At 70.4% G+C, this 22993-nt stretch carries 24 protein-coding genes; 14 read left to right on the top strand and 10 right to left on the bottom strand.

Translation table 11 applies throughout. The features are described 5' to 3' along the window. Nucleotides 1-17 precede the first annotated feature (17 nt). The 7 genes from ABD164_RS07450 (at nucleotide 18) to ABD164_RS07420 (ending at nucleotide 6816) form a co-directional block, all read left to right on the top strand. A complete protein-coding gene (locus tag ABD164_RS07450; protein WP_344295013.1) occupies nucleotides 18-1400 on the top strand; it encodes a flavin monoamine oxidase family protein in 1383 nt (460 codons plus the stop codon). Continuing rightward, nucleotides 1400-2278, top strand: coding sequence for a universal stress protein (locus ABD164_RS07445; RefSeq protein WP_344295011.1), 879 nt, complete (start codon nucleotides 1400-1402; stop codon nucleotides 2276-2278). The genes ABD164_RS07450 and ABD164_RS07445 overlap by 1 nt, the downstream gene beginning before the upstream one ends. Before the next feature lie 73 nt (nucleotides 2279-2351). Continuing rightward, nucleotides 2352-3875, top strand: coding sequence for an APC family permease (locus ABD164_RS07440; protein ID WP_344295091.1), 1524 nt, complete (start codon nucleotides 2352-2354; stop codon nucleotides 3873-3875). 200 nt (nucleotides 3876-4075) lie between these two features. Beyond that, nucleotides 4076-4708, top strand: coding sequence for a DUF937 domain-containing protein (locus ABD164_RS07435; protein ID WP_344295009.1), 633 nt, complete (start codon nucleotides 4076-4078; stop codon nucleotides 4706-4708). Nucleotides 4709-4731: 23 nt separating this feature from the next. Next, complete coding sequence (locus ABD164_RS07430) at nucleotides 4732-5178, top strand: FAS1-like dehydratase domain-containing protein (RefSeq protein WP_344295007.1); 447 nt, start codon at nucleotides 4732-4734, stop codon at nucleotides 5176-5178. Further along, the gene (locus tag ABD164_RS07425) at nucleotides 5178-5624 is read left to right on the top strand and encodes a MaoC family dehydratase (RefSeq protein ID WP_344295006.1); all 447 of its coding nucleotides are present in this window, start codon (nucleotides 5178-5180) and stop codon (nucleotides 5622-5624) included. The genes ABD164_RS07430 and ABD164_RS07425 overlap by 1 nt, the downstream gene beginning before the upstream one ends. Before the next feature lies 1 nt (nucleotide 5625). Beyond that, on the top strand, nucleotides 5626-6816 hold the full coding sequence (locus ABD164_RS07420) for a UDP-N-acetylmuramate dehydrogenase (RefSeq protein WP_344295004.1): 1191 nt from the start codon (nucleotides 5626-5628) through the stop codon (nucleotides 6814-6816). Between the two features lie 205 nt (nucleotides 6817-7021). On the opposite strand, the gene ABD164_RS07415 is transcribed toward ABD164_RS07420, so the two are convergent. Continuing rightward, complete coding sequence (locus ABD164_RS07415) at nucleotides 7022-7507, bottom strand: tetraspanin family protein (RefSeq protein ID WP_344295002.1); 486 nt, start codon at nucleotides 7505-7507, stop codon at nucleotides 7022-7024. 2 nt (nucleotides 7508-7509) lie between these two features. Continuing rightward, the gene (locus tag ABD164_RS07410) at nucleotides 7510-9114 is read right to left on the bottom strand and encodes a PspC domain-containing protein (protein ID WP_344295000.1); all 1605 of its coding nucleotides are present in this window, start codon (nucleotides 9112-9114) and stop codon (nucleotides 7510-7512) included. Between the two features lie 115 nt (nucleotides 9115-9229). Here ABD164_RS07410 and ABD164_RS07405 point away from each other — a divergent pair, with 115 nt between their 5' ends. The 6 genes from ABD164_RS07405 (at nucleotide 9230) to ABD164_RS07380 (ending at nucleotide 14645) form a co-directional block, all read left to right on the top strand. Further along, nucleotides 9230-10561: an ATP-binding protein gene (locus tag ABD164_RS07405; RefSeq protein ID WP_344294998.1), complete on the top strand. Its 1332-nt coding sequence runs from the start codon at nucleotides 9230-9232 to the stop codon at nucleotides 10559-10561. Further along, nucleotides 10554-11255 carry a LuxR C-terminal-related transcriptional regulator gene (locus ABD164_RS07400; protein WP_344294996.1) on the top strand — a complete coding sequence of 234 codons (702 nt, stop codon included), beginning with the start codon at nucleotides 10554-10556 and terminating at the stop codon, nucleotides 11253-11255. Before ABD164_RS07405 ends, ABD164_RS07400 begins: the two co-directional genes overlap by 8 nt. Nucleotides 11256-11480: 225 nt before the next feature. After that, nucleotides 11481-11969 (top strand): type II toxin-antitoxin system HicB family antitoxin, encoded by a 489-nt coding sequence (locus ABD164_RS07395; protein ID WP_344294994.1) that lies wholly within the window; start codon nucleotides 11481-11483, stop codon nucleotides 11967-11969. An 81-nt stretch (nucleotides 11970-12050) separates the two neighbouring features. Then, nucleotides 12051-12902, top strand: a complete 852-nt coding sequence (locus tag ABD164_RS07390; protein WP_344294992.1) for a DUF4097 family beta strand repeat-containing protein — start codon at nucleotides 12051-12053, stop codon at nucleotides 12900-12902. Nucleotides 12903-12945: 43 nt separating this feature from the next. After that, nucleotides 12946-13827 (top strand): ABC transporter ATP-binding protein, encoded by an 882-nt coding sequence (locus ABD164_RS07385; protein ID WP_344294990.1) that lies wholly within the window; start codon nucleotides 12946-12948, stop codon nucleotides 13825-13827. Beyond that, complete coding sequence (locus ABD164_RS07380; protein ID WP_344294988.1) at nucleotides 13824-14645, top strand: ABC transporter permease; 822 nt, start codon at nucleotides 13824-13826, stop codon at nucleotides 14643-14645. The genes ABD164_RS07385 and ABD164_RS07380 overlap by 4 nt, the downstream gene beginning before the upstream one ends. Here the strand turns inward: ABD164_RS07380 and ABD164_RS07375 are convergent. The 6 genes from ABD164_RS07375 to ABD164_RS07350 form a co-directional block, all read right to left on the bottom strand. Beyond that, complete coding sequence (locus ABD164_RS07375) at nucleotides 14614-15240, bottom strand: response regulator (RefSeq protein ID WP_344294986.1); 627 nt, start codon at nucleotides 15238-15240, stop codon at nucleotides 14614-14616. The two genes, ABD164_RS07380 and ABD164_RS07375, sit on opposite strands and share 32 nt — an antisense overlap. After that, nucleotides 15237-16388: a sensor histidine kinase gene (locus tag ABD164_RS07370; protein WP_344294984.1), complete on the bottom strand. Its 1152-nt coding sequence runs from the start codon at nucleotides 16386-16388 to the stop codon at nucleotides 15237-15239. The genes ABD164_RS07375 and ABD164_RS07370 overlap by 4 nt, the downstream gene beginning before the upstream one ends. A gap of 54 nt (nucleotides 16389-16442) precedes the next feature. Beyond that, on the bottom strand, nucleotides 16443-17246 hold the full coding sequence (locus tag ABD164_RS07365) for an ABC transporter permease (protein ID WP_344294982.1): 804 nt from the start codon (nucleotides 17244-17246) through the stop codon (nucleotides 16443-16445). After that, on the bottom strand, nucleotides 17243-18127 hold the full coding sequence (locus ABD164_RS07360) for an ABC transporter ATP-binding protein (RefSeq protein ID WP_344294980.1): 885 nt from the start codon (nucleotides 18125-18127) through the stop codon (nucleotides 17243-17245). The genes ABD164_RS07365 and ABD164_RS07360 overlap by 4 nt, the downstream gene beginning before the upstream one ends. 173 nt (nucleotides 18128-18300) lie before the next feature. Continuing rightward, nucleotides 18301-19305, bottom strand: a complete 1005-nt coding sequence (locus ABD164_RS07355) for an isopenicillin N synthase family dioxygenase (RefSeq protein WP_344294978.1) — start codon at nucleotides 19303-19305, stop codon at nucleotides 18301-18303. A gap of 313 nt (nucleotides 19306-19618) precedes the next feature. Then, nucleotides 19619-20455 carry a LysE/ArgO family amino acid transporter gene (locus ABD164_RS07350; RefSeq protein WP_344295088.1) on the bottom strand — a complete coding sequence of 279 codons (837 nt, stop codon included), beginning with the start codon at nucleotides 20453-20455 and terminating at the stop codon, nucleotides 19619-19621. 75 nt (nucleotides 20456-20530) lie between these two features. Here ABD164_RS07350 and ABD164_RS07345 point away from each other — a divergent pair, with 75 nt between their 5' ends. Beyond that, nucleotides 20531-21469: a LysR family transcriptional regulator ArgP gene (locus ABD164_RS07345; RefSeq protein WP_344294976.1), complete on the top strand. Its 939-nt coding sequence runs from the start codon at nucleotides 20531-20533 to the stop codon at nucleotides 21467-21469. Between the two features lie 9 nt (nucleotides 21470-21478). Here ABD164_RS07345 and ABD164_RS07340 read toward each other — a convergent pair whose 3' ends face one another. Both ABD164_RS07340 and ABD164_RS07335 read right to left on the bottom strand, forming a co-directional pair. Continuing rightward, nucleotides 21479-21694: a dodecin gene (locus ABD164_RS07340; protein ID WP_344294974.1), complete on the bottom strand. Its 216-nt coding sequence runs from the start codon at nucleotides 21692-21694 to the stop codon at nucleotides 21479-21481. A gap of 63 nt (nucleotides 21695-21757) precedes the next feature. Beyond that, on the bottom strand, nucleotides 21758-22984 hold the full coding sequence (locus ABD164_RS07335; protein ID WP_344294972.1) for a pyridoxal phosphate-dependent aminotransferase: 1227 nt from the start codon (nucleotides 22982-22984) through the stop codon (nucleotides 21758-21760). Nucleotides 22985-22993 lie beyond the last annotated feature (9 nt).

The raw sequence follows: 22993 nt of genomic DNA, 5'->3' as shown, positions 1-22993 counted from the left end.
CCGAAGAGACAGGAATCATGGAACGCATCGACACGGATGTCGTCATCGTCGGGGCCGGCGCCGCCGGCCTCACCGCCGCAACCAAGCTCGTCGCCGCAGGCAAGAGCGTCGTCGTGCTCGAGGCCCGCGATCGCGTCGGCGGCCGCCTCTGGACCGACACGATCGAGGGCGCCATGCTCGAGATCGGCGGCCAGTGGGTCTCGCCCGATCAAGACGCCCTCATCGAGACGCTCGACGACCTCGGCCTCGAGACCTATTCGCGCTACCGCGAGGGCGAGAACGTGTACATCAGCGAGAGCGGCGAGCGCCGGCTCTTCGAGGGCGAGATCTTCCCGGTTCCGGCGAAGACCGAGGGTGAGATCGTCGGCCTCATCGAGAAACTCGACGAACTCGTCGCGCAGATCGATCCCGACCAGCCGTGGGCGCACCCCAAGGCCAAGGAGCTTGACGAGATCTCGTTCGCGCATTGGCTCGAGACGCAGACCGACGACGACGAGGCGCGCCTGAACATCGGTATGTTCATCGCCGGCGCGATGCTCACCAAGCCCGACCACGCGTTCTCGGCGCTGCAGGCGCTGCTCATGGCCGCCTCGGCCGGGTCGTTCTCGAACCTCGTCGACGCCGACTTCATCCTCGACAAGCGCGTGGTCGGCGGCCTGCAGCAGGTGCCGCTCGGCCTCGCCGAGCGCCTCGGCGACCGGGTGCGCCTGAACCAGCCGGTGCGCACGATCCGCTGGGCGCAGCCTTCCGACGGGCGAGCGGATGCCCCGGGCCACGGTGTCGTCGCAATGACCGACTCGCTCGAGGTGCATGCCGACCGGGTCATCCTCGCGGTCCCGCCGATCCTCATCAGCCGCATCTCGTACGAGCCACCGCTGCCGCGCCGCCAGCACCAGCTGCACCAGCACCTGTCGATGGGATTCGTCATCAAGGTGCACGCCGTCTACGAGACGCCCTTCTGGCGCGACTCGGGCCTCAGCGGCACGGCGTTCAGCCCGTACGAGCTCGTGCACGAGGCCTACGACAACACGAACCACGACGACCCGCGCGGCACGCTCGTCGGCTTCGTCTCCGATGAAGAGGCCGACGGCGTCTTCTCGCTCACGCCTGAAGAGCGCAAGGCGAAGATCCTCGAGTCGCTCTCGCACTACTACGGCGAGCAGGCACTCACCCCGGTCGTGTACTACGAGAGCGACTGGGGCAGCGAGGAGTGGACCCGCGGCGCCTACGCCGCGAGCTTCGACATGGGCGGCCTCGCGCGGTACGGCGCCGACCTGCGCGCGCCCGTCGGCCCGATCCACTTCGCGTGCAGCGACATGGCCGGCAAGGGCTACCAGCACGTCGACGGCGCGATCCGCATGGGTCGTCTCGTCGCCGGCACGATCCTCGAGGGTCGCTGATGGCCGTGCCCGGCCGCATTGTCGTCGGCTACACGGCCGATGAGTCGGGCGCAGACGCCCTCGCCCTCGGTGCCCGGCTCGCCGCCGCGACCGAGGCTTTGCTCGAGGTGGTCATGGTGCTGCCGATCGAGGCGCGGGGCGGCGTCGTGCCGCCCGACACCGGCTATGAGCGTTACGTCAAGGAGCGCTCGCGCACGTGGCTCGCCGAGGCCTCGGCCACGCTCGACGACGACATCGCGCAGTCGCTGCACATCCGTTACGCAGACTCGTTCGCTGAGGGGCTCATCGCGGCCGCGCACGAGTTCGGCGCGTCGTTCATCGTCGTCGGCGCGGCCCGTGGCGGCCTGCTCGGCCGCATGCGCGTCGGCTCGGTCGCGAGTGCGCTGCTGCATTCGTCGGATGTGCCGGTGGCGCTCGCGCCCGCGGGCGCTCGCGAGGTCGCACCCTCACAGGGGGTTACCCGCATCACGGCGGCGATCGGCACGCGTGCGGGGTCGAGTGCCGTGCTCGAGGCATCCGTTCGCTTCGCGCGCTCGGCGCACGCGCCGTTGCGCCTGCTGTCGCTCGTGCCCATCGACCTCCCGTCGGGCATGGACGAAGAGCTCGCCGACCTCACCAGCACCGCGCACGCCGACGAGGTGCTCGTCGAGGCGCAGCGCGCGCTGCCGGCCGGCGTCGACGCGACCGTCATGACCGCGACCGGCGCGACCATCGAGCAGTCGGTGCGTGACCTCGAGTGGCATGCCGGCGAGGTCGTGCTCGTCGGTTCGAGCCGGCTCGCCACGCCGCACCACCTGTTCCTCGGATCCACCGCCGCGAAGATGCTTCGCGAACTGCCGGTGCCGCTCATCGTGGTGCCGCGCTCCACGACCCCCTGACGTCGTGGTGCCGCGCACCACGACCCCCTGAAAGAGAAATGCGATGACGCAACAGCCCGACAATCAGCCGCCGATGACCGAGGCGACCCTCGCCGTCGACGGCGCCGAGCACGGCATCACGAAGAAGGGGCTCTCGGCCGGCTCGGTCGGCCTCATCGGCGCGATCGTCATCGGCATCTCGTGCATCGCTCCGGCCTACACGCTCACGGCCGCCCTCGGCCCGACCGTGTCGGAGGTCGGGGTGCAGGTGCCCGCGATCATCCTCGTCGGGTTCATCCCGATGCTGCTCGTCGCCTTCGGTTACCGCGAGCTCAACCGGCGCATGCCCGACTCGGGCACCTCGTTCACGTGGGCGACCCGCGCGTTCGGCCCGTGGATCGGCTGGATGGCCGGGTGGGGGCTGATCGCCGCCACGATCCTCGTGCTCTCGAATCTCGCGGGCATCGCCGTCGACTTCCTGTTCCTGCTGATCTCGCAGTTCACCGGCAACCCCGAGATCGCCGGCCTCGCGGCGAACCCGCTCATCAACGTCACCGTGTGCCTGCTCTTCGTCGCCGCGGCGACGTGGGTCTCGTACCGCGACATGCAGACCACGCAGAAGCTGCAGTACTGGCTCGTCGGCTTCCAGGTGCTCGTGCTCGTACTCTTCGCGGGCGCTGCGCTCGTCGAGGTCGCGAACGGCAACGCGTTCGACGCGACGGCGATCGAGCTGAGCTGGTTCAACCCGTTCGCGGTCGAGTCGTTCTCGGCGTTCGCCGCGGGGCTCTCGCTCTCGATCTTCATCTTCTGGGGGTGGGACGTCACCCTCACCATGAACGAAGAGACTCGCGGGTCGGAGAAGACCCCCGGTCGCGCGGCCACCATCACGGTCGTCACGATCGTGGTGCTCTACCTGCTCATCGCCGTCGCGCTCATCGCCTACGCCGGCGTCGGCACCGGCGAGTTCGGACTCGGCAACCCCGACATCCAAGACAACGTGTTCTTCCACCTCGCCGGCCCCATCCTCGGTCCGCTCGCGGTGCTCGTCTCGCTCGCCGTGCTCACCTCGTCGGCGTCGTCGTTGCAGTCGACGTTCGTCTCGCCGGCGCGCACGCTGCTCGCGATGGGCCACTACGGCGCCCTGCCCGAGAAGTTCGCGAAGGTGAGCCCGCGGTTCTTCACGCCGGGTTACGCGACCATCGTGTCGGCCGTGGTGGCGTCGGTGTTCTACGCCGTCATGCGGTTCCTCAGCGAAGACGTGCTGTGGGACACGATCACCGCGCTCGGCATGATGATCTGCTTCTACTACGGCATCACCGCCTTCGCCTGTGTGTGGTTCTTCCGCAAGGTGTGGTGGCGCTCCGTGCGCAACGTATTCTTCACCCTGCTGTTCCCGCTCGTCGGCGGCGTGATCCTCGGCGTGCTGTTCTTCACCACGCTCATCGACAGCATGAACCCCGACTACGGCAGCGGCTCGAACATCTTCGGCCTCGGCCTGGTGTTCGTGCTCGGCATGGTCGTACTGCTCGGCGGTGTCGTCGTGATGCTGTGGCAGTGGCGCACACGCCCCGGCTTCTTCCGCGGCGAGACGCTGACGCGGGCGACCGCTGAGGACTGAGCGGGGTCACCGTGCGTACCTCAGGAGATTCGACCCCATGCTCGCTGTGAGGCAGGGATGGGGCCGATTCTCCTGAGTAGCGATGGCTCGCGGTCTCCGAGCGTGAGATGAGCGGATGTCCCTTCCGCCCGGCCGGTCCGCGGCGATACGGTGAACCCGGGGCGCCGCAATGGCGGGGCGTGAAGAATGGGGAGTTCGCAATGGCTGCAATCGATGACATCATCGCCGATCTGCCGATGGGCGACATCGCCGCGAAGCTCGGCGTCGACGAGGCGACCGCGTCGAGCGCGGTGAACGAGGCGCTGCCGGCGCTGCTCGCGGGCATGGGCGCGAACGCGACCGACCCGGCCGGCGCGGCGTCGCTCGAGAAGGCGGTGGCGCAGCACGACCCCAAGCTCGTGCAGGGCGGCGTGAACCTCGGCGACGTCGACGAGGCCGACGGCGAGAAGATCGTGAAGAACGTGTTCGGCGGCAATACCGACCAGGTCGTGAACGCGCTCGACACGAAGTCGGGCGGCGGCATCGGCGGGGTCGTCGTCAAGCTGCTGCCGATCCTCGCACCGATCGTGATGAGCTTCCTCGCGGGGCAGTTCCAGAAGAAGCAGCAGGCGCCCGAGGCCCAGGCCGACGCGAGCGGCGGCGGCGGCATCGGCGACATCCTCGGCGGGTTGCTCGGTGGTGGCAGTGGTGGTGGCGCCGCGGGTGGCGGCGGTGGCGGCCTCGGCGACCTGCTCGGCGGGCTGCTCGGCGGCGGCGGTGCAGGTGGCTCGGGCGGCTCGGGCGGCGGACTCGGCGACATCCTCGGCGGACTCCTCGGCGGCGGCAAGCGCTGAGGGCCCCCGCTTAGACTGTCGGGGTGCCACTGAACCCCGAGCTGCAGGGGCGGGTCTTCCCGCCCACCGAGCCATACCTCGTCGGTCGCGAGAAGGTGCGCGAGTTCGCGCGCGCCGTGTTCGCGACGAATCCGATCAACCTCGACCCCGAGGCTGCGCGTGCCGCGGGTTACGACGATGTCGTCGCCCCGCCGACCTTCGCGGTCGTCGTGCAGGAGCTCTCGCTCGCGCAACTGCTCGCCGACCCCGATGCCGGCATCGACTTCTCGCGCGTCGTGCACGGCGACCAGCGCTTCACCTCGACGCGGCCGATCGTCGCGGGCGACCTGCTCACCGCAACACTCACCGTGTCGAGCGTGAAGAGCCTCGGTGCGCACTCGATGGTCACGGCCGAGTCATCCATCACCGACGCATCGGGCGCGCACGTCGTCACCTCGATCTCGACGCTCGTCATCCGAGGAGAAGACTGATGGCCGACACCACCGCCGCGACCACCACCCCCGACTTCGCCGCGCTCGTCGTCGGCGACGTCGTCGCCGAGCGCGAGTTCGCGCTCACCCGCGACTCGCTCGTGCGCTACGCCGGGGCCTCAGGTGACTTCAACGCCATCCACTACCGCGACGATGTCGCTCGTGAAGTGGGCCTGCCCGGCGTGCTCGCGCACGGCATGCTCACCATGGGATTCGCCGTGCAGCCGGTCGTCGATTGGGCGGGCGACCCCGGCCGCGTCGCCGACTACCAGGTGCGGTTCACCCGCCCGGTCGTCGTCGACCCCGAGTCGGGCGCGCTCGTCACCGTCGTCGCCAAGGTCGGCCAGCTCGACGAGTCCGCCACGGTCGCGCGCATCGACCTCACGGTGAAGCTCGGCGGCGACACCGTGCTCGGCAAGGCGCAAGTGCGCGTCGCGCTCGGCTGACATGGGCAGCGACATCCGTTTCGCCGATCTCACGACGCTGCAGGTCGGCGGCCCGATCCACCGGCTCGTCACCGCGACCACCCAGCGTGACCTCGTCGATCTCGCGCGCGAGGCCTGGTCGACGGATGTCCCGTGGCTCGCCCTCGGCGGCGGCTCGAACCTGCTCGTGGGCGATGAGGGCTTCGACGGCATCGTCATCCGCATCGCCACGAAGGGCATCGAGGTGCTGCCGAAGGGCCCTGACGAGTCATCCGTGCGCCTGCGGGTTCAGGCCGGCGAGACGTGGGACGACCTCGTCGCGTGGACCGTCGAGCACGGGTACTCGGGCATCGAGGCGCTCTCGGGCATTCCGGGCGCGGTCGGCGCAGCGCCGGTGCAGAACATCGGCGCCTACGGTCAAGAGCTCGAGGCGACGCTCGTGGCGATCGAGTTCCTCGACGAGGGAGCCGAAGCGCCCCGCCGCATGACCGCCGACGAACTCGAGCTCGGCTACCGCACCTCGGTGCTGAAACAGGGCATGCGCGGCATCGTCGTCTCGATCGAGCTCGACCTGCACGACACGGCCTCCGAGTTCGCGGTGCTCGGCGAGGCCCTCGGGCAGCCGATCGCGTACTCCCAGCTCGCCGACGCCCTGCACGTCGACCTCGGCGACCGGGTGCCGATCGCTCGGGTGCGTGAGGCGGTGCTCGCCCTGCGTCGAAGCAAGGGCATGGTGCTCGACCCCGCCGACCCCGACTCGGTGAGCGCCGGCTCGTTCTTCACCAACCCGATCGTGGGCGAGCACACCGCCCGCACGCTGCCGGCGGCGGCGCCACGCTGGTACCTCGACCCCGAGGCGCCCGACGAGGTCACGCCGCTCGCGACGATCGCCTCGGCCACGCCCCTCGACGCGTTCCTCGAGCATCAGGCGTCGCTCGAGACCGCGGTCATCGAATCGGATGCCGCAGACGCCGAGCCGCTCGTGAAGCTCTCGGCGGCGTGGCTCATCGAGCAGTCGGGCATCGGTCGCGGATTCGCGCTGCCCGGATCGCGGGCCGCCATCTCGTCGAAGCACACCCTCGCGCTCACCAACCGCGGAGACGCCCGCGCCGACGAGGTCGTACAGCTCGCGCGCTTCGTGCAGCAGCGCGTGCAGGCCGAGTTCGGCATCGTGCTGCGGCCCGAGCCCGTGCTCGTGGGCGTCGAGCTGTAGCGGCGCCCGCTCGCCCGCCCGCGCCGCGCGCCCGCCGCCGTGCCGTGCCGCTTCCAGATGCGCGTGGGAGCAAGGTTCGGGCGTCGGAGCAGCCTTCGAACTGTGCTCTGGCGCGACAACCTTGCTCCCACGCGCCTGTGGAAGCGGGGCGCGGGGCGCGGGGCGCGGCGCGCGGGCGCCGGAGCGGGGCGGGCGCGTGGCGGGCTCAAGCGTGGCGGGCGCGCTCGCCGCGGCGGATGAGGCCGACGATGCCGAACAGGGCCAGGATCACCCCGAGCGCGATGAGACCGTAGAGCCCGGCCGCGAGTGGGTTGAGGGTCGTGAGCCACTCGCCGACGGCGAGCCGGCGGGACGGGTCGATGAGCACCCACAGCGTGAACCCGGCGGTCGCACCGAAGAGCAGGCTCCAGACGAGGGCTCCCCAGCGGATGGTCGGGCGCTCGACCACGTCGGCCGAAGGCGGCGCGGGCGCAGGGGCGGGAGGTGGCACGGGCGCGGTCGTGGCCGGAGTTGCCGTGGACGGGCCGTCGTCGGCCGAGGTTTCGCCGGTCGACGTCTGTCCCGCGGTGACCCATTCGGGAAGCACGGTCGTGGTGCGGTCGGCGTTGCCGACGCTCGAGTCGGGTGGTGTCGTGTCGCGGGTGCTCGTGTCGCGCGAGCTCGCGTCGCCCGGGTTCGTGGTGTCGGTCACGGTCATGCTCCTTCGTGGATCTCGATGTGCACGTCACCGGCGCCTTGGTTCAGCACGAGGTGCACGTCGGCATCGCTCTCGGCCCGGTCGCTGAAGATGGGGTCGCCGCCGAGCGTGAGCACCCGGTCGTCGGGGTCGACCTGCACCTGTGTGATCATGCCGTCGGGGGCGACCGAGTACACGCGCACATCCCCTGCATCGGCTGCGAAGAGCACGACACTCGCGTTCTCGTCGATCGTGAGCCAGGTGTCGCCGGTGCCCTGGGTCAGCTCGACGACGGGTGTGTCACCGGCGCCGGTCGGGAAGGCGTACATGTAGGCGTCGCCGAACGGCTGCACGAGACGTTGCGAGCGGTCGAGCGAGATGCCGTATCCGGGCGGAACGAGCACGCCCTGCGGCATGATCGCGGCAACTGTGGTGGCGGTGAGCATCGCGACCGTGGCGACGATCGCGGTGAAGGCGAGGAATCCCGCACGGCGTCGACGCAGGGCCGCGATCAGCATGCCGATCGCGATGGCGAGCGTCGCGACGGCGAACGCGATCGGGATCGCGAAGCCGGCCGTATCGGGCACGCCGAGCGCCCGCAGCGCGGCGATGGCTCCGCCGATGATCGCGACGCCGAGCACGGTGACGACATACGCTGCGCTCGTGCGCGGGCGGCTCGCCCGGCGCACGGCGCGCGCGGCCTCGGCCTGTGCGGTGAGCTCGAGCGCCCGAGCCTTGTTCTCTTCGGCGGCGCGAGCGCGGGCGGCCCGGTCGGCCTCGGCCTGGCCGGCCTTCCACTCGGCGTGCGAAAGGCGCCACGCCTCATGCTGGGCGCGCCACTCGGCGATGGCATCGGCATCGGCTCCGACGGCGGGCACCGGCGGTTCGGTGGTCGGGTATGCCGCAGCGGATGTCGCGGCCGGCGCCGTCGCGGCGCCAGCGGCAGCCCCGGTGAAGGCGGGGGTCGCGGCCGTCGCCGGCGCCGCGGCATCCGTCGCACCGTAGGCCGGGGAAGCCGGCGAGGCCCCAGCGGTCTGCGGGCCGGCGGCCGAGCGGCGGGCCAGCCAGACGACGAGCGCGATGATCGCCGCGACCACGATGAGCACCCAGAGCACGCGCAGCGGCCATGTGAGGTTGAACCCGAAGATCGGGTCGGAGACCTGCCAGTCGGGCCACCAGCGCCAGCCGAGCCATCCGCCCTGCACGAGCGGAATGAAGCCGATGACGCCCATGACGGCGATGCCGACGATCGCGGGGTCGACGATGCCGCGCGTGAGGCGCTCGAGCTGGATGTTGCCGTCGGTGTCGGGCAGCAGCAGCCACGCGATGGCGTAGAGCAGCACGAGCGGGGCGCCGAGCACCGCGACCACGACCACGATGCCGCGCACGATGATCGGGTCGATGCCCAGTCGGGCGCCGACGCCGGCGCACACCCCGCCGAGCCATCCGGCCCGACGCGGCACCCCGAGGCGGCGAAGCCAGGCGTAGAAGCCGGGGCCCGAGGCATCCGTCGGTGAAGCCGAACCGACCGCCCCTTCGGCCTGCGGGCCGGCGGACGCGGAGTCCCCCTGCGCATCTTCCGGCACTGGGCCTGCCCCGGGGGCGGTCTGGTTCGTCTCCATGCCTCGATGCTGGCAGCGTCGGTCGGGCGCCCGCCATGGGGTGAATCCCTGATTCGACCCTGAGTGGGGTGCTCGGCCTGCTGCGCGCGCGGCGCCGTCTGCTTGGATTGCAGGCATGGAGACGAGCGGTTCGGCACGGGCGGCGGATGCCCCGGGGCCGGGCACGCCCGCTGCATCGGGCCTGCCCGGCGGCGGGAGCGCAGGTGAAGCGGCGACCGCCGCGACCGCCGCGACCGCCGCGACCGCCGCGACCGCCGCGACCGAGCGACGGATGACCCGACCACGCGCATGCGTCGCAACCGGCGTGTCGGCGGGCCTCGCTGAGCATCTCGGCTGGCCGGTGTGGATCGTGCGCACCGCCTTCATCGTCGGGAGCCTCGCGGCTGGGGCGGGGTTGTTGCTCTATCTCTGGCTGTGGGCACTGACGCCATGGTCGCCGGGCGACGAGCGGCCGAGCCGCAGCGCACCGGTCGCGTGGATCATGGTCTCAGTGTCGGTGATCTGCCTCGTGCCGGTGTGGGTGACGCAGGCCTCGGGCCCCGGATACGTCGCCGCCGTCGGCACCTGGTTCGGCCCGACCCTGGCCGGCGTCGTCGCGGCCGTCGCGGCCGGCGCATGGGCGACCTTCATCGACCGGGCCGAGTCGATCCGGGGGCCGCGCCACGAGCTGACGATCCGCATCACGGCGACGGCGTTGCTGGTCGTCACGGTGCTCGTATTCGTGGTCGTGCTCGGCCAGTCCACGACGACGACCAAGACCTTCGGCGCCGCCTTCACTGCGCTCGCGGCCCTCGTCGGCATCGCCCTCGTCTTCGCGCCGACGCTCATCGCGCAGTGGCGCGACCTCACCGCCGAGCGCACCCGGCGCATCCGCGAAGAGGAGCGCAGCGAGATCGCCGCGCACCTGCACGACTCGGTGCTGCAGACCCTCGCCCTCATCCAGAACCGGGCGGGCGCCACGAGCGAGGTCGCCCGCATCGCCCGCGCGCAGGAGCGCGAGCTGCGCGACTGGCTCTTCGCGGGCGACGCGCCTCCCGACAGCGACCTCGCCACCGACCTGCGCGACTACGGCGGCGCCCTCGAGATCGACTATCCGGTCACCTTCGACGTGGTCGTGGTCGGGGAGTCGCGCGAGCGGGCGAGCGGCGAGCTCGCGGCAGCTGCCCGCGAGGCGATGCTGAATGCGGCGAGGCACGCCGGGGGAGAGGTGTCGGTGTACGTGGAGTCGAGCCCTGCGGCGGTCGAGGTGTTCGTGCGCGACCGCGGCCCGGGATTCGCGCTCGCCGAGGTGCCGGGCGACCGGCTCGGCGTGCGCCAGTCGATCATCGGCCGCATGCGCCGTGCCGGCGGCACGGGCGAGGTGCTGCCCGGAGCCGGCGGCGTCGGCGTCGAGGTGCGCCTGCACTACCCCGTCGAGCGCACCGCATCGGAGAACGGCCGTGGCTGAGGCATCCGTGTCGCCCGCCGTTCACGCGTCGGCTCGCGTGCGCGTCGTCGTGGTCGACGACCACTCGATCTTCCGGTCGGGCCTGAAGGCCGACCTCGCCGATTCGATCGAGGTGGTCGGCGAGGCGCACGACGTCGAGTCGGCGGTGCGGGTCGTGACCGAGGCCGCGCCCGACGTCGTGCTGCTCGACGTGCACCTGCCGGGGCTTGACGTCCCTGCCGGCACGAGCGGCGGGGCCGAGGTCATCCGGCGCGCAGCGCCGAGCGTCCCGGGCACCCGGTTCCTCGCGCTGAGCGTGTCCGACAAGGCCGAGGATGTCGTCGGGGTCATCCGTGCCGGTGCCAGGGGCTACATCACGAAGGGTTCTTCGGGCGCCGACGTGAGTCGTGCGGTGCATGCGGTCGCCGGCGGTGACGCGGTGTTCTCGCCGAAGCTCGCGGGGTTCGTGCTCGACGCGTTCGGCGCGGCGGTCGGCGAGACCGCCTCGGCGAGCGACGAACTCGACCGGCTCTCGGCGCGCGAGCAGGAGGTCATGCGCCTCATCGCCCGTGGCTACGCCTACAAGGAGGTCGCGGCCGAGCTCTTCATCTCGTCGAAGACGGTCGAGACGCATGTGTCGGCGGTGCTGCGCAAGCTGCAACTCTCGAGCCGCCATGAACTCACCGCCTGGGCGAGCGCGCGTCGCCTGCTCTGACTGCGTCACTGGTGCTGAATCTGCATCAGTGACGCAGTCGGCGGGAACGTGGCCCGCCCCGTCCCCATATGGCTACTCCGACACTGATGCTGCTGGGCATCAGTGTCGGAGTCTCGGGCGCTTGCACGCCACCTCGACCGGTGTGACACCACCTGAAGATCTTGTTGACACCAGATTGGTGTCAGATTGCTTGACATGGCATCACAGTGGTGTCATGATGGTGTCATGGAACTTGGACAGTACGTGACCGACCTGCAGCGTCAGCTCGTCGACGCCGCCGAGAACGGGTCCGACGACACTCGCGCCGCCGCCGAGCGGCTCGCCGCCGGCCTCGACGCCGCGACGCGCCTCGTGCTGCTCGATGCCCTGTCGGCCGCGGCCGGCGAGATCACCCGCGACCTCGCGCCCGGCTCGGTCGACCTGCGACTGCGCGGTCGTGAGATCGACTTCGTCGTGACGCAGTCGAACTCCGAGTCCGACGCCGACGAGCGGCCGGCCGCAACCGTCGACTTCGACGACGCGAGCACCTCCCGCACGACGCTTCGCCTGCCCGACGCCCTCAAGGCGCGGGTCGATGAAGCGGCGGCCGCTGATGGCCTGTCGGTCAACACGTGGCTCGTGCGTGCGGTCGCGGCCGCACTCCAACCCAAGCAACGTCGATCGGCGCAGCGCACGCTGCGCACCGGAAGCGACTTCGCCGGCTGGGCGCGCTAACCGGTCCCAGCCCACCAGATCCACCGGCCACGCCGACCGGCGGGGCCGGACGACCACACCCACAGAGAGGGAGGCGCCAGCATGCCCACCTACACCACACCGAACCCGATCGACCTCGCGATCAACATGCAGGTCGGCGAGATCGAGGTCGTCGCAAGTGACCGCTCCGACACGGTCGTGACCGTGTCGGCGACCAATCCCGCGAAGGCGGTCGATCGCCGAGGCGTCGAGGACACCAAGGTCGACTTCGACGGCCAACGGCTCACGATCACGGGCCCACGACCCCGCCTCAGCTGGATCGGCCCTGGCCCCTTCGACTCCGTCGACGTGAAGGTCGAGCTGCCCACAGGATCGCGCGTCACCGCCGAAATCGCGGTCGGCGGCGTGCGCACCGTCGGACGCCTCGGTGCCACCCGCATCAAGGCCATGACCGGTCCGGTCGAGGTCGACACCACCGCCGACCTCTGGCTGCGTGCCGGACACGGGAACGCAACCGCCGGTACCGCAGACGGCGGGGTCGAGATCACGGCCGACCACGGTCAGATTCGGGTCGGCACGGTCACGGGCGACGCGATCCTCAAGGCGTCGCACGGCACGATCATGGTCGGAGAGGTCGGCGGCGACCTCGACGCGAAGCTCTCCTACGGCGACCTCGAGATCACGAAGGCGCTCGCGTCCGTCACCGCGAAGACCGCGTACGGCACGATCCGACTCGCCGAGGTGTCGAGCGGTTCCATCGAGGTCCAGAGCGGATACGGGCAGGTCACCATCGGTGTGCGGCCCGGGGTGCCCGCCTGGCTCGACCTGTCCTCGAAGGACGGGCACGTGCGCAACCAGCTCGAGGGCGGCGGCGCTCCCGACGAGTCGGAGCAGACCGTCGCTGTGCGTGCGCGCACGCAGTACGGCGACATCACCATCCAGCGCGCCCGATGACATCGGCACGCATCAGAAGAAGCAAGAGAGAAGGGATCGACACATGAGCACCATCAACACGACGCCCACACGCAGTCGCGAGCCCGCGATCCGCGTGCAGGGCATCGAGAAGTCATTCAAGGACGTGCACGTGCTTCGGGGCGTCGACTTCGACGTGAAGGCGGGCAGCATCTTCGCGCTGCTCGGCTCGAACGGCGCGGGCAAGACCACACTGGTCCGCATCCTGTCGACGCTGCTGAAGGCCGATGCGGGCACCGCAACGGTCAACGGCCTCGACGTCGCCGCGAAATCCGCCGATGTGCGTGACTCGATCAGCCTGACCGGCCAGTTCGCCGCGGTCGACGAGGTGCTCACGGGCCGTGAGAACCTCGTGCTCATCGCGAAGCTGCGGCACTTGAAGAACCCGGGCGGGATCGCCGACGAGCTGCTCGCCCGCTTCTCGCTCACCGAGGCGGGCGGCCGCAAGGCGGCCACCTATTCGGGCGGAATGCGCCGCCGGCTCGACATCGCGATGAGCCTGATCGGCAACCCGCCGATCATCTTCCTCGACGAGCCGACGACCGGACTCGACCCCCAGGCGCGCATCGAAGTGTGGCAGACGATCAAGCAGCTCGCGAACAACGGCACCACGGTACTGCTCACCACGCAGTACCTCGACGAGGCCGAGCAGCTCGCCGACCGCATCGCGATCCTGCACAAGGGAACGATCATCCAGAACGGCACCCTCGACGAACTCAAGCGGCTGCTGCCGGCGGCCAAGGTCGAGTACGTCGAGAAGCAGCCGACGCTCGAAGAGGTCTTCCTCACGCTCGTCGGCGAGACCGGCGAGACCGGCGAGACCGGCGAGACCGGCGAGACCGGCGAGACCGGCGAGACCGGCGAGACCGGCGAAGCCGGCGACAAAGAACTCAAGGAGGCATCATGACCACTCACGTCCTCAGCGACACCCGGGTCCTCACCGGCCGTTCGCTCACCCACATCCTGCGCAGTCCCGACACGATCATCACCACGGCGGTCACCCCGATCGCCCTGATGCTGCTCTTCGTGTACGTGCTCGGCGGTGCCATCAACACCGGCACCGACGAGTCGTACATCGACTACATGCTCCCCGGCATCCTGCTCATCACGATCGCTTCGGGCATCGCCTACACCGCGTACCGGCTGTTCCTCGACATGCAGGGCGGCATCTTCGAGCGGTTCCAGTCGATGCCGATCGCGAGGTCGAGTGTGCTCTGGGGGCACGTGCTCACGTCGCTCGTCTCGAACCTGATCTCGGTCGCGATCGTGATCGGCGTGGCGCTCATCATGGGCTTCCGCACCGGGGCATCCGTCGGCGCCTGGCTCGCCGTCGCCGGCATCCTGGTGCTGTTCACCCTCGCCCTGACCTGGCTCGCCGTCATCGCCGGGCTCTCGGCGAAGACCGTCGACGGTGCGAGCGCGTTCAGCTACCCGCTGATCTTCCTGCCGTTCATCAGCTCGGCATTCGTGCCCACCGACTCGATGCCGGCCCCGGTCGCCTGGTTCGCCGAGAACCAGCCCGTGACCTCGATCGTGAACACGATCCGCGCCCTGTTTTCAGAGCAGCCCGTCGGCAGCGAGATCTGGATCGCCCTCGCCTGGCTCGTCGGCATCCTCGTCGTCGCCTACGTCTGGGCCGTCGCCATCTACCGTCAGCTGACACCGCATCAGATGCAATCGGGGCTCGGCCTGCTCAGAGCAGGCCGAGCTCCATCGCACGTGTGACGGCGCGGGTGCGATCGTTCACCTCGAGCTTCTCGAACGCGTGCAACAGGTGCGTCTTCACGGTCGCCTCCCCGATGAACAGGGTGCGCGCGATCTCGGGATTCGAACGGCCGTCGGCCACGAGTCGCAGCACCTCGAGCTCGCGCGGCGAAAGTGAGGGCGCGGCGGATGTCGCGTCCTGCCGCACCCGTGACACGAGCTTCGCGGCGATCGAGGGCGCGAGCACCGTCTCGCCGGCGACGACCGAACGCACGCCTGCGAGGATCTCGGCCTCGGGCGCCGCCTTGAGCAGGTAGCCCGACGCCCCGGCCTCGATCGCCCCGAGGATGTGCTCGTCGGTCTCGTACGTGGTGAGCACGAGCACTTTCGCGACCGGCCGCTCGGCGATGATGCGGGCGGTGGCCTCGGCGCCGCCGAGCCCGGGCATGCGCAGGTCCATCAGCACGAGGTCGGGGTCGAGCTCGGCGGCGAGCCGCACCGCGTCGAGCCCGTCGGCCGCCTCGCCGACGACCTCGATGTCGACCGCCGCCGACAGCAGCCCGACGATGCCGGCGCGCACGATGGGGTGGTCGTCGGCCACGAGCACGCGGATCATGCGTCGACCTTCCGTTCTCGCGCGGGCACCGTTGCGCGCAGCACCGTGCCCTTCGTCTCGCCGGGCTCGAGCGTGAGCCGCCCGCCGACGAGGGCGAGCCGCTCGCGCATGCCGCTGACGCCGAACCCCGCGTCTTCATGGGCTCCTGAAGGCCCGACGCCGTCGTCTTCGATGGTCAGGATCACCTCGTCGTCGTGCGAGATCACTCGAACCCGAGCGGATGTCGCGTGCGCGTGCTTGCGCACGTTGGCGAGGGCCTCTTGCGTGCACCGCAACAGCACCACTTCGCGGTCGCGGTCGAGCGGCACCGGGTCCACGTGCGTCTCGACGTGCACGCCCGTCTCGCGGGCGAAGCGCTCGCCGAGCCGCCCGAGCGCCTCGGCGAGGCCCGAGCCGACCGGCACGGACGCGTTCACGGCCACGAGCGCCCGTGCCTCGCCGAGTGCCTCGCGCGCGGTCTGCTCGATGAGCGAGATCGTCTGGGTCGCGGCATCCGTCGGTTCGATCTCTCGCGACGCACGCTGCGCGAGCAGCACCAGGCCGGTGAGACTCTGCGCGAGCGTGTCATGGATCTCACGGGCGAGGCGTTCGCGTTCGCTCGTGACGCCCGCGTCGCGGTGCATGGCCGCGAGCTCGTCTTGCACCGCCTCGAGCTCGGCGAGCAGGCGGCCGCGCTCTTCTCCCGCCTCTTCGATGCGGGTGATCCAGAGCCCGAGGCCGAGGCTGAAGAGCAGCGACAGCGCGGCGAAGCCGATGGCCAGCAGGAGGTTCTCGAAGTCCGACCCGGCGTAATACCCCGCGAAGACCCCCACCGACACCATCACGTTGCCGATGATCGCCCGTCGCACGCTCGACGCGGCGACCCAGACCATCGGGTAGGCGATGGCCTGCAGGAACGACAGGAACGGCTCGAACGAGATGCCGACGCCGAGCACGATCGCGATCAGCGCCGCGACGATGAGGTCGTGCGGGGCGCGGTGCAGTTGCAGCGCGCGTCGCGTGTAGGCGAGATACAGCACGACGAAAGCGCCGAGCGCAGCCCAGGCTCCATAGTCGGACGGCCCATATGGCGGATCGACGGCGAGGACGCCACCGGTGATCAGGGCGATCCCGATCACGGCGGCGTCCCACCATCGCATGTTCTGCATGGCCCTACTCTCGCACCGGATGCCGGAACTGCGGCGGTGCCTCGACCCCGCGCCTCACGCGTCGCGCCGGATCCAGCGGAACGTCACCCGGCTGAGCACGAGTCCGACGACGAGCCAGATGCCGAGCGCGATCGCGACACCGGGCAGATTCCACGACCCGTTCTGCTCGAGCGCCTCCCAGCCCTCGGGCAGGAACACCGAGCGCATGCCCTGCGCGATCCACTTGAGCGGGAAGAGGCTCGCGATGTCCTGCAGCCACGACGGCAGCATGTTCCACTGCAGGTAGACGCCCGAGATGAACTGCAGCAGCAGCACGATCGGGATCACGACAGCCGTGGCGCTCTTGCCGCTGCGCGGCACCGCCGACAGGGCGATTCCGACGAGGGCGCACGTGACGAGGCCGAGCACGAACACCCACGCGAACGTGAACCACTTCTCGGGCTCGGTGGGCAGCTCGATGCCGAGCACGAGCCATCCGGCCAGGATCAGCAGGGCCGCCTGCATCGTGCCGGTGACGAACACCTGGCCGATCTTGCCGAGGAAGTAGCTCGTCGGCGACAGCGGGGTGCCGCCGAGCCGCTTGAGCGTGCCGTTGCTCTTCTCCATCGCGATGTCGACCGCGAGGTTCTGCACGCCCGACAGCAGGATTCCGGCGGCGATCATGCCGGGCAGGTAGTACGCGGCGATCGTGATCTCGGCCCCGGGAGGGCCGACCTCGCCCTGCGCGCTGAACGCGGCCGAGAAGATCGCGAGCATCACGAACGGGAAGAAGAACGTGAAGAACAGCGTGTCGGGTGAGCGGAAGTAGGTCTTCGTTTCGTACCCGATGCGCGAGGCACCGAGAGTGACCATGCTCATGCGAGCACCTCCTCGGGTTCGGCAGCGATGTCGACGCTGCGCACGAGCTGTAGGTAGATGTCTTCGAGGCTCGGACGGATCACCTCGAGATCGGCGGGTTCGCCTCCGAATGCGGCGACGACGGATGCCACGACTCGGCCCGGTTCGTGGGTGCGCTCCTCGCGGAGCGCCCCGTCGCGGTCGCGCCACCGCACGAGCGGTACGCGGGCGTCGGCCCCGCCGATCTCGTCGATGCCGCCGATATCGACGAGTCGGCCGCCGGCGATCACCCCTGCACGATCGGCGAGCTGTGCCGCCTCGTCGAGGTAGTGCGTCGTGAGCAGGATCGTCGTGCCCTCAGCCTTGAGTCCGCGGATGACCTGCCAGAAGTGGCGGCGGGCCTCGGGGTCGAAGCCCGTCGTGGGCTCGTCGAGGAACAGCAGCTCAGGCCGGCCGACGATGCCGAGTGCCACGTCGACGCGGCGCTGCTGGCCGCCCGAGAGCTTGGCGATGCGTGTCTTCGCCTGGGGCTCGAGCCCGACGGCCGCGATCACCTCGTCGACGTCGCGCGGGTTCGGGTAGAACCCCGCGAAGTGCTTCAGCTGCTCGGCCACGGTGACGAGGCCGGTCTCGCCGGTGGATTGCAGCACGATGCCGAGGCGCGCCTTCCAGTCGAGGCCGCCCTTCGCCGGGTCGGTGCCGAGCACGCTCACCTCGCCGCCGGTGCGGCTGCGGTACCCCTCGAGGATCTCGATCGTCGTCGACTTGCCGGCCCCGTTCGGCCCGAGCAGGGCGAACGTCTCGCCGGTCCGGATGTCGAAGCTCACCCCGTCGACCGCGTTCTTCTGGCCGTAGGTCTTGCGAAGCTCTCGCACCTGTACGGCCGCGTCGTTCGTTGTCATGGGTCAAGCGTGGCAGCGCAGTCGCCGTGGCGGCAGCGGTGGACCGTCTGATTCCGCCCTCCACCGATCGGTGGATGCGTCGGTCGAGTTGCGACGAAGGAGCGTATCGAGACCACGCCCGCGGTACAGGTCTCGATACGCCGGCTTCGCCGGCTACCCGACCGACGGGCCCGTCAGGCTCCCACGAGCAGCCGCGGGTGCTGCGCCTCCACGACATTGGGGTGGGCGCGCAACCTGCTCTTCAGCCAGTTCTCGCCGAAGACGGCGTGCAACGGGTTCGCCGGATCCTGCGTCACGCCGCGGGCCTCGGCGGCGAGCGCCGGCGGCAGGTCGATCGTGGGGATCGTGGCGTCGAGCGCCGGTCCGTGGAAGTAGGGGATCGAGATGCGCTCGGTACCGGGAGTCGGCGACACCACGCGATGCAGGGTCGCCTTGAGGTAGCCGCCGGTGGCGATCTCGAGCAATTCGCCGATGTTGACGACGAACGCGCCCGACGGCGGGGTGACGTCGATCCACTCGCCGTCCTTCTCGACCTGCAGGCCCGCCTTGCCGTCTTCGACCGAGAGCAGGGTGAGCACGCCCAGGTCCTTGTGCGCGCCGACACCTTGCGCGGGCTGTTCGGCCTCGACGCCGGGATAGCGCACGATCTTCAGGTACGGCGACGGCTGCGCGAACGCGGCGTCGAAGGTGTCGGCCGGCGCGCCGAGCGCCTCGGCCCAGGCGCGCAGCAACCGCGTTCCGACCTCGTCGAGCCGTGCGATCCACTCCTCGGCGACCTCGCGCAGCTGGGGCAGCGCCGCAGGCCACAGGTTCGGGCCCTGCAACACCTGGTAGTCGGGGGTGTCGGCCGAGATCGGCACGGCGGGTCGCTCGGCGCCGATGTCGATCTGCTCACGGATGTCGACGCGGCCGAGCGTGCGCTCGCCGCCCATGCGCGTGTAGCCGCGGAAGTGCGGGCTCTTCACATTCTCGATCGCGAGCTTGTGCGACTCGGGCAGGGCGAAGAAGGCGCGCGCCGTGGCATACGCCCGCTCGATGAGCTCGGCGGGAACCCCGTGCCCGATGAGCGAGAAGAAGCCGACCTCGTGGGTCGCGCGCCGCAAGTCGTCGCGGAAGCGCGACTGCTGCTCGGGGGTGCCGTTGAGGAGTGAGAGGTCGAGGACCGGGATGCCGGACATGTGCTGGTCCTTTCGAGGTGCCGGATGGTGCGCCGACGATGAGGCGGCCCCGGCATCCTTCGACGTCGGCTGCGTGACATCCGATTCGAGACGAGTGCCTCGAGAGCGGATGCCGCGGAGCTGACGCGGACGCGTCGGATGCGGCGTGAGCACGGGGGCTGCGGTCGGCGGCGCGGGAGGATTCGCGCCCTGGGGTCGTCGGGGAGACGACCGCCTAGCGGCGACAGCAGCGACAGGTGTCAGTACTCACGATGCCGACACGCTAACACGGATCGGCACCGGGCCCGAACTTCGAGTCCGAAGGTTGCCCGGCTCAAAGCGGCAGCACGAGCATGACGCCGAGCGTGACCATCACGAGGGCGATCAGGGCATCGAGGACGCGCCACGCGCGCCTGCTCGCGAGCACACCGCCGAGCAATCGCGCGCCATACGCGAGGCCGAAGAACCAGACGATGCTCGCGACGCCCGCGCCCGCGGCGAACGCCCACCGGCCCTCGCCGTGGGTGTTCGCGACCGACCCGAGCAGGAACACCGTGTCGAGATACACGTGCGGGTTCAGCCAGGTGAGCGCCAGGCACGTGAGCACCGCCACCGTGAGCGTCGAGCGTGCCGGTCGTGTGCGCGTCGGCACGATCACGGCAGCGGATGTCCCTGAGGCGACGGATTTCGCGTCGGTCGAGTAGGCCCCCCGGGCCATGCCGTCGGTCGAGTAGGCCCCCCGGGCCGTACCGTCGGTCGAGTAGGCCCCCCGGGCCATGCCGTCGGTCGAGTAGGCCCCCCGGGCCGTATCGAGACCACCCGACCCGTCGGCCGCCCGGGCCGTATCGAGACCACCCTCGACCTCGTCCGCGACGAGCGCCTCACCGCCGGGCTTGAACGCCCGCCGCGCGGCGAGCACCCCGTACCCGACGAGGAATGCGGCGCCGACCCAGCGGATGACGTCGACGAGCCACGGCACGGACTGCAGGACGGCACCGATGCCCGAGACCCCCACCATGATGAGGGTGAGATCGCTGAGCGCGCAGATCGCGGCTACGGCGAACACGTGCTCGCGACGGATGCCCTGCCGCAGCACGAACACATTCTGCGCGCCGATGGCGACGATGAGCGAGAGGCCGAGGCCGAGGCCGGCGAGCGCAGAAGAGAACATCACGGGTTCGACGCTACGAGGCTCATTACGTTCAGTCCAGCTGGAGATTCTTCACTGGCATTAGCATTGCTTCAGATGCAGATTCCACTCGACCTCGCGCGCACGCTCGCCGCCGTCATCGACGAGGGCACCTTCGACGCGGCCGCGCGGCGCCTGCGCATCACGCCGTCGGCGGTTTCGCAACGCGTGAAGTCGCTCGAACAGCAACTCGGGCGGGTGCTCGTGGTGCGCTCTAAGCCGGCACGCCCGACCGAGGCGGGGGCCGCGATCGTGCGCCTCGCGCGGCAGTTGGCCCTGCTCGAGCACGACGCGCTCGCCGGCTTCGGGCTCGGCGAGGGCGACGACGCAGGCGGGGCAGGCGGGGCAGGCGGGGCAGGCGAAGCCGCCGCCGCCAGGCCGGTGTCGCTGCCCCTGGCGGTGAACGCCGATTCGCTCGCGACGTGGTTCCTGCCGGCGCTCGCGCGGGTCGCGCAGCGGCATCCGGTGGTCTTCGACCTGTATCGCGACGACCAGGACTTCACCGCCGGCCTGCTCGAATCGGGAACCGTGATGGGCGCGGTCACCTCGCAGGCGACGCCAGTGGCCGGATGTCTCGTGCGCCCGCTCGGCGTCATGCGGTACGAGGCTGTCGCGGCGCCCGCGTACGTCGACCGGTGGGGAGTCGTCGACCGCGGAGCCGACGCGCTCGACACGGCGCCGGTCGTCGACTTCGATCGCCGCGACGACCTGCAGCGCGAGTACCTCGTGGGCCGCGGTGTCGATGCCGACCGGCCGCCGCGACACTACGTTCCGGCGTCGAACGACTTCGCGACGGCGATCAAGCTCGGACTCGGCTGGGGACTGCTGCCGGCATTCCAGTCGGCGGCCGAACTCGAGCTCGGCGCCCTTGTGCGCCTCGGCGGATCACCGGTCGACGTGCCGCTGTACTGGCAGCAGTGGAACCTGCGCTCGCCGCTGCTCGATGCGATCGCCGGCGCAGTGATCGACGAGGCGCGCCGCGAGCTGCGTGCCTGAACTCCTGCGCTACGCGGGGTCTTCGATCTTGAAGCCGACCTTGAGCGTGACCTGGAAGTGTGCGACCGCGCCGTCTTCGATCTCGCCGCGCACAGACACGACCTCGAACCAGTCCATGTTGCGGATCGTCGCCGACGCACGTGATAGGCCGTTGCGGATCGCGGTGTCGATGCTGTCGGGCGAGGTGCCGACGATCTCGGTGACCCGGTAGGTGTGGTTGCTCATCCTGCCCTCCTCCGCGGGGACGCCGTCGTGCCCGCTGTTGCCGACCCTACTCCGAGCAGCGGCTCAGCCGAAGAGGCGCTGCAGGCGCTGCACGCCCTCGAGCAGCGGGGCGTCGCCGAGCGCGTAGCTGAACCGCAGGTAGCCCGACGGCCCGAACGCCTCGCCCGGCACCGCCGCGACGTCGGCCTGCTCGAGCATGAGGTCGGCGAGCTCGAGTGACGTGGTCGGGGTGACGCCTCCCCACTCGCGGCCGAGCAGCCCCGTCACGTCGGGATACACGTAGAACGCCCCCTGCGGCACCGGCACCGTGACGCCGTCGATCTTCGACAGCTCGGCGACGATGGTGCGCCGGCGGCGGTCGAACGCCTGGCGCATCTCTTCGACCGCGTCCTGCGGGCCGTTGAGCGCGGCGATCGCGGCACGCTGCGAGATGTTCGACACGTTCGATGACAGGTGCGACTGCAGGTTAGCCGCGCCCTTGATGACGTCGGCGGGGCCGACCATCCAGCCGAGGCGCCACCCGGTCATGGCGTAGGTCTTGGCGACGCCGTTGACGAGGATCGTCTGGTTCGCGAGCCCGGGCACCGCCTCGACGATCGAGACCGCGCGTGGAGCCGAGGCCCCTGCGTCGCCGTCGAGGTCGCCGTACGTGAGGTTCTGGTAGATCTCGTCGCTGACGACCCAGATTCCGTGCTCGAGCGCCCACTCGCCGATGGCCTTCGTCTGATCGGCCGAGTACACCGCGCCCGTCGGGTTCGACGGCGACACGAACAGCAGCACCTTGGTGCGCTCGGTGCGCGCGGCCTCGAGCTGCTCTACCGTGACGAGGTAGCCCTGGTCGGCGCCCGCGAACACGTCGACCTGGCGCCCGCCGGCGAGCTTGATGGCCTCGGGGTACGTCGTCCAGTACGGCGTCGGCACGAGCACCTCGTCGCCGTCGTCGAGCAGCACCTGGAACGCCTGGTACACCGCCTGCTTGCCGCCGTTCGTCACGACGACCTGACCGGGCGACACGTCGAGCCCCGAGTCGCGCAGCGTCTTGGCCGCGACCGCCTCGCGCAGGTCGGGCAGGCCCGCCGCTGGCGTATAGCGGTAGTTCTTCGGGTCGTGCGTGGCTGCGAGCGCCGCCTCGACGATGTACTCGGGCGTCGCGAAGTCGGGCTCACCCGCCGCATACGAGATGACCGGTCGGCCCTCGGCCTGCAGGGCCTTCGCCTTCGCATCGACCTTGAGGGTCGCGGACTCGGCGATGGCGGCGATTCGGGCTGAGAGGCGCGGGTGCTCGGTCACCCTCACAGC

Origin of the sequence: Agromyces neolithicus (assembly GCF_039529735.1) — a bacterium.
Taxonomy (GTDB): Bacteria; Actinomycetota; Actinomycetes; order Actinomycetales; family Microbacteriaceae; genus Agromyces; species Agromyces neolithicus.
This window is presented reverse-complemented; position numbering and strand designations above follow the sequence as displayed.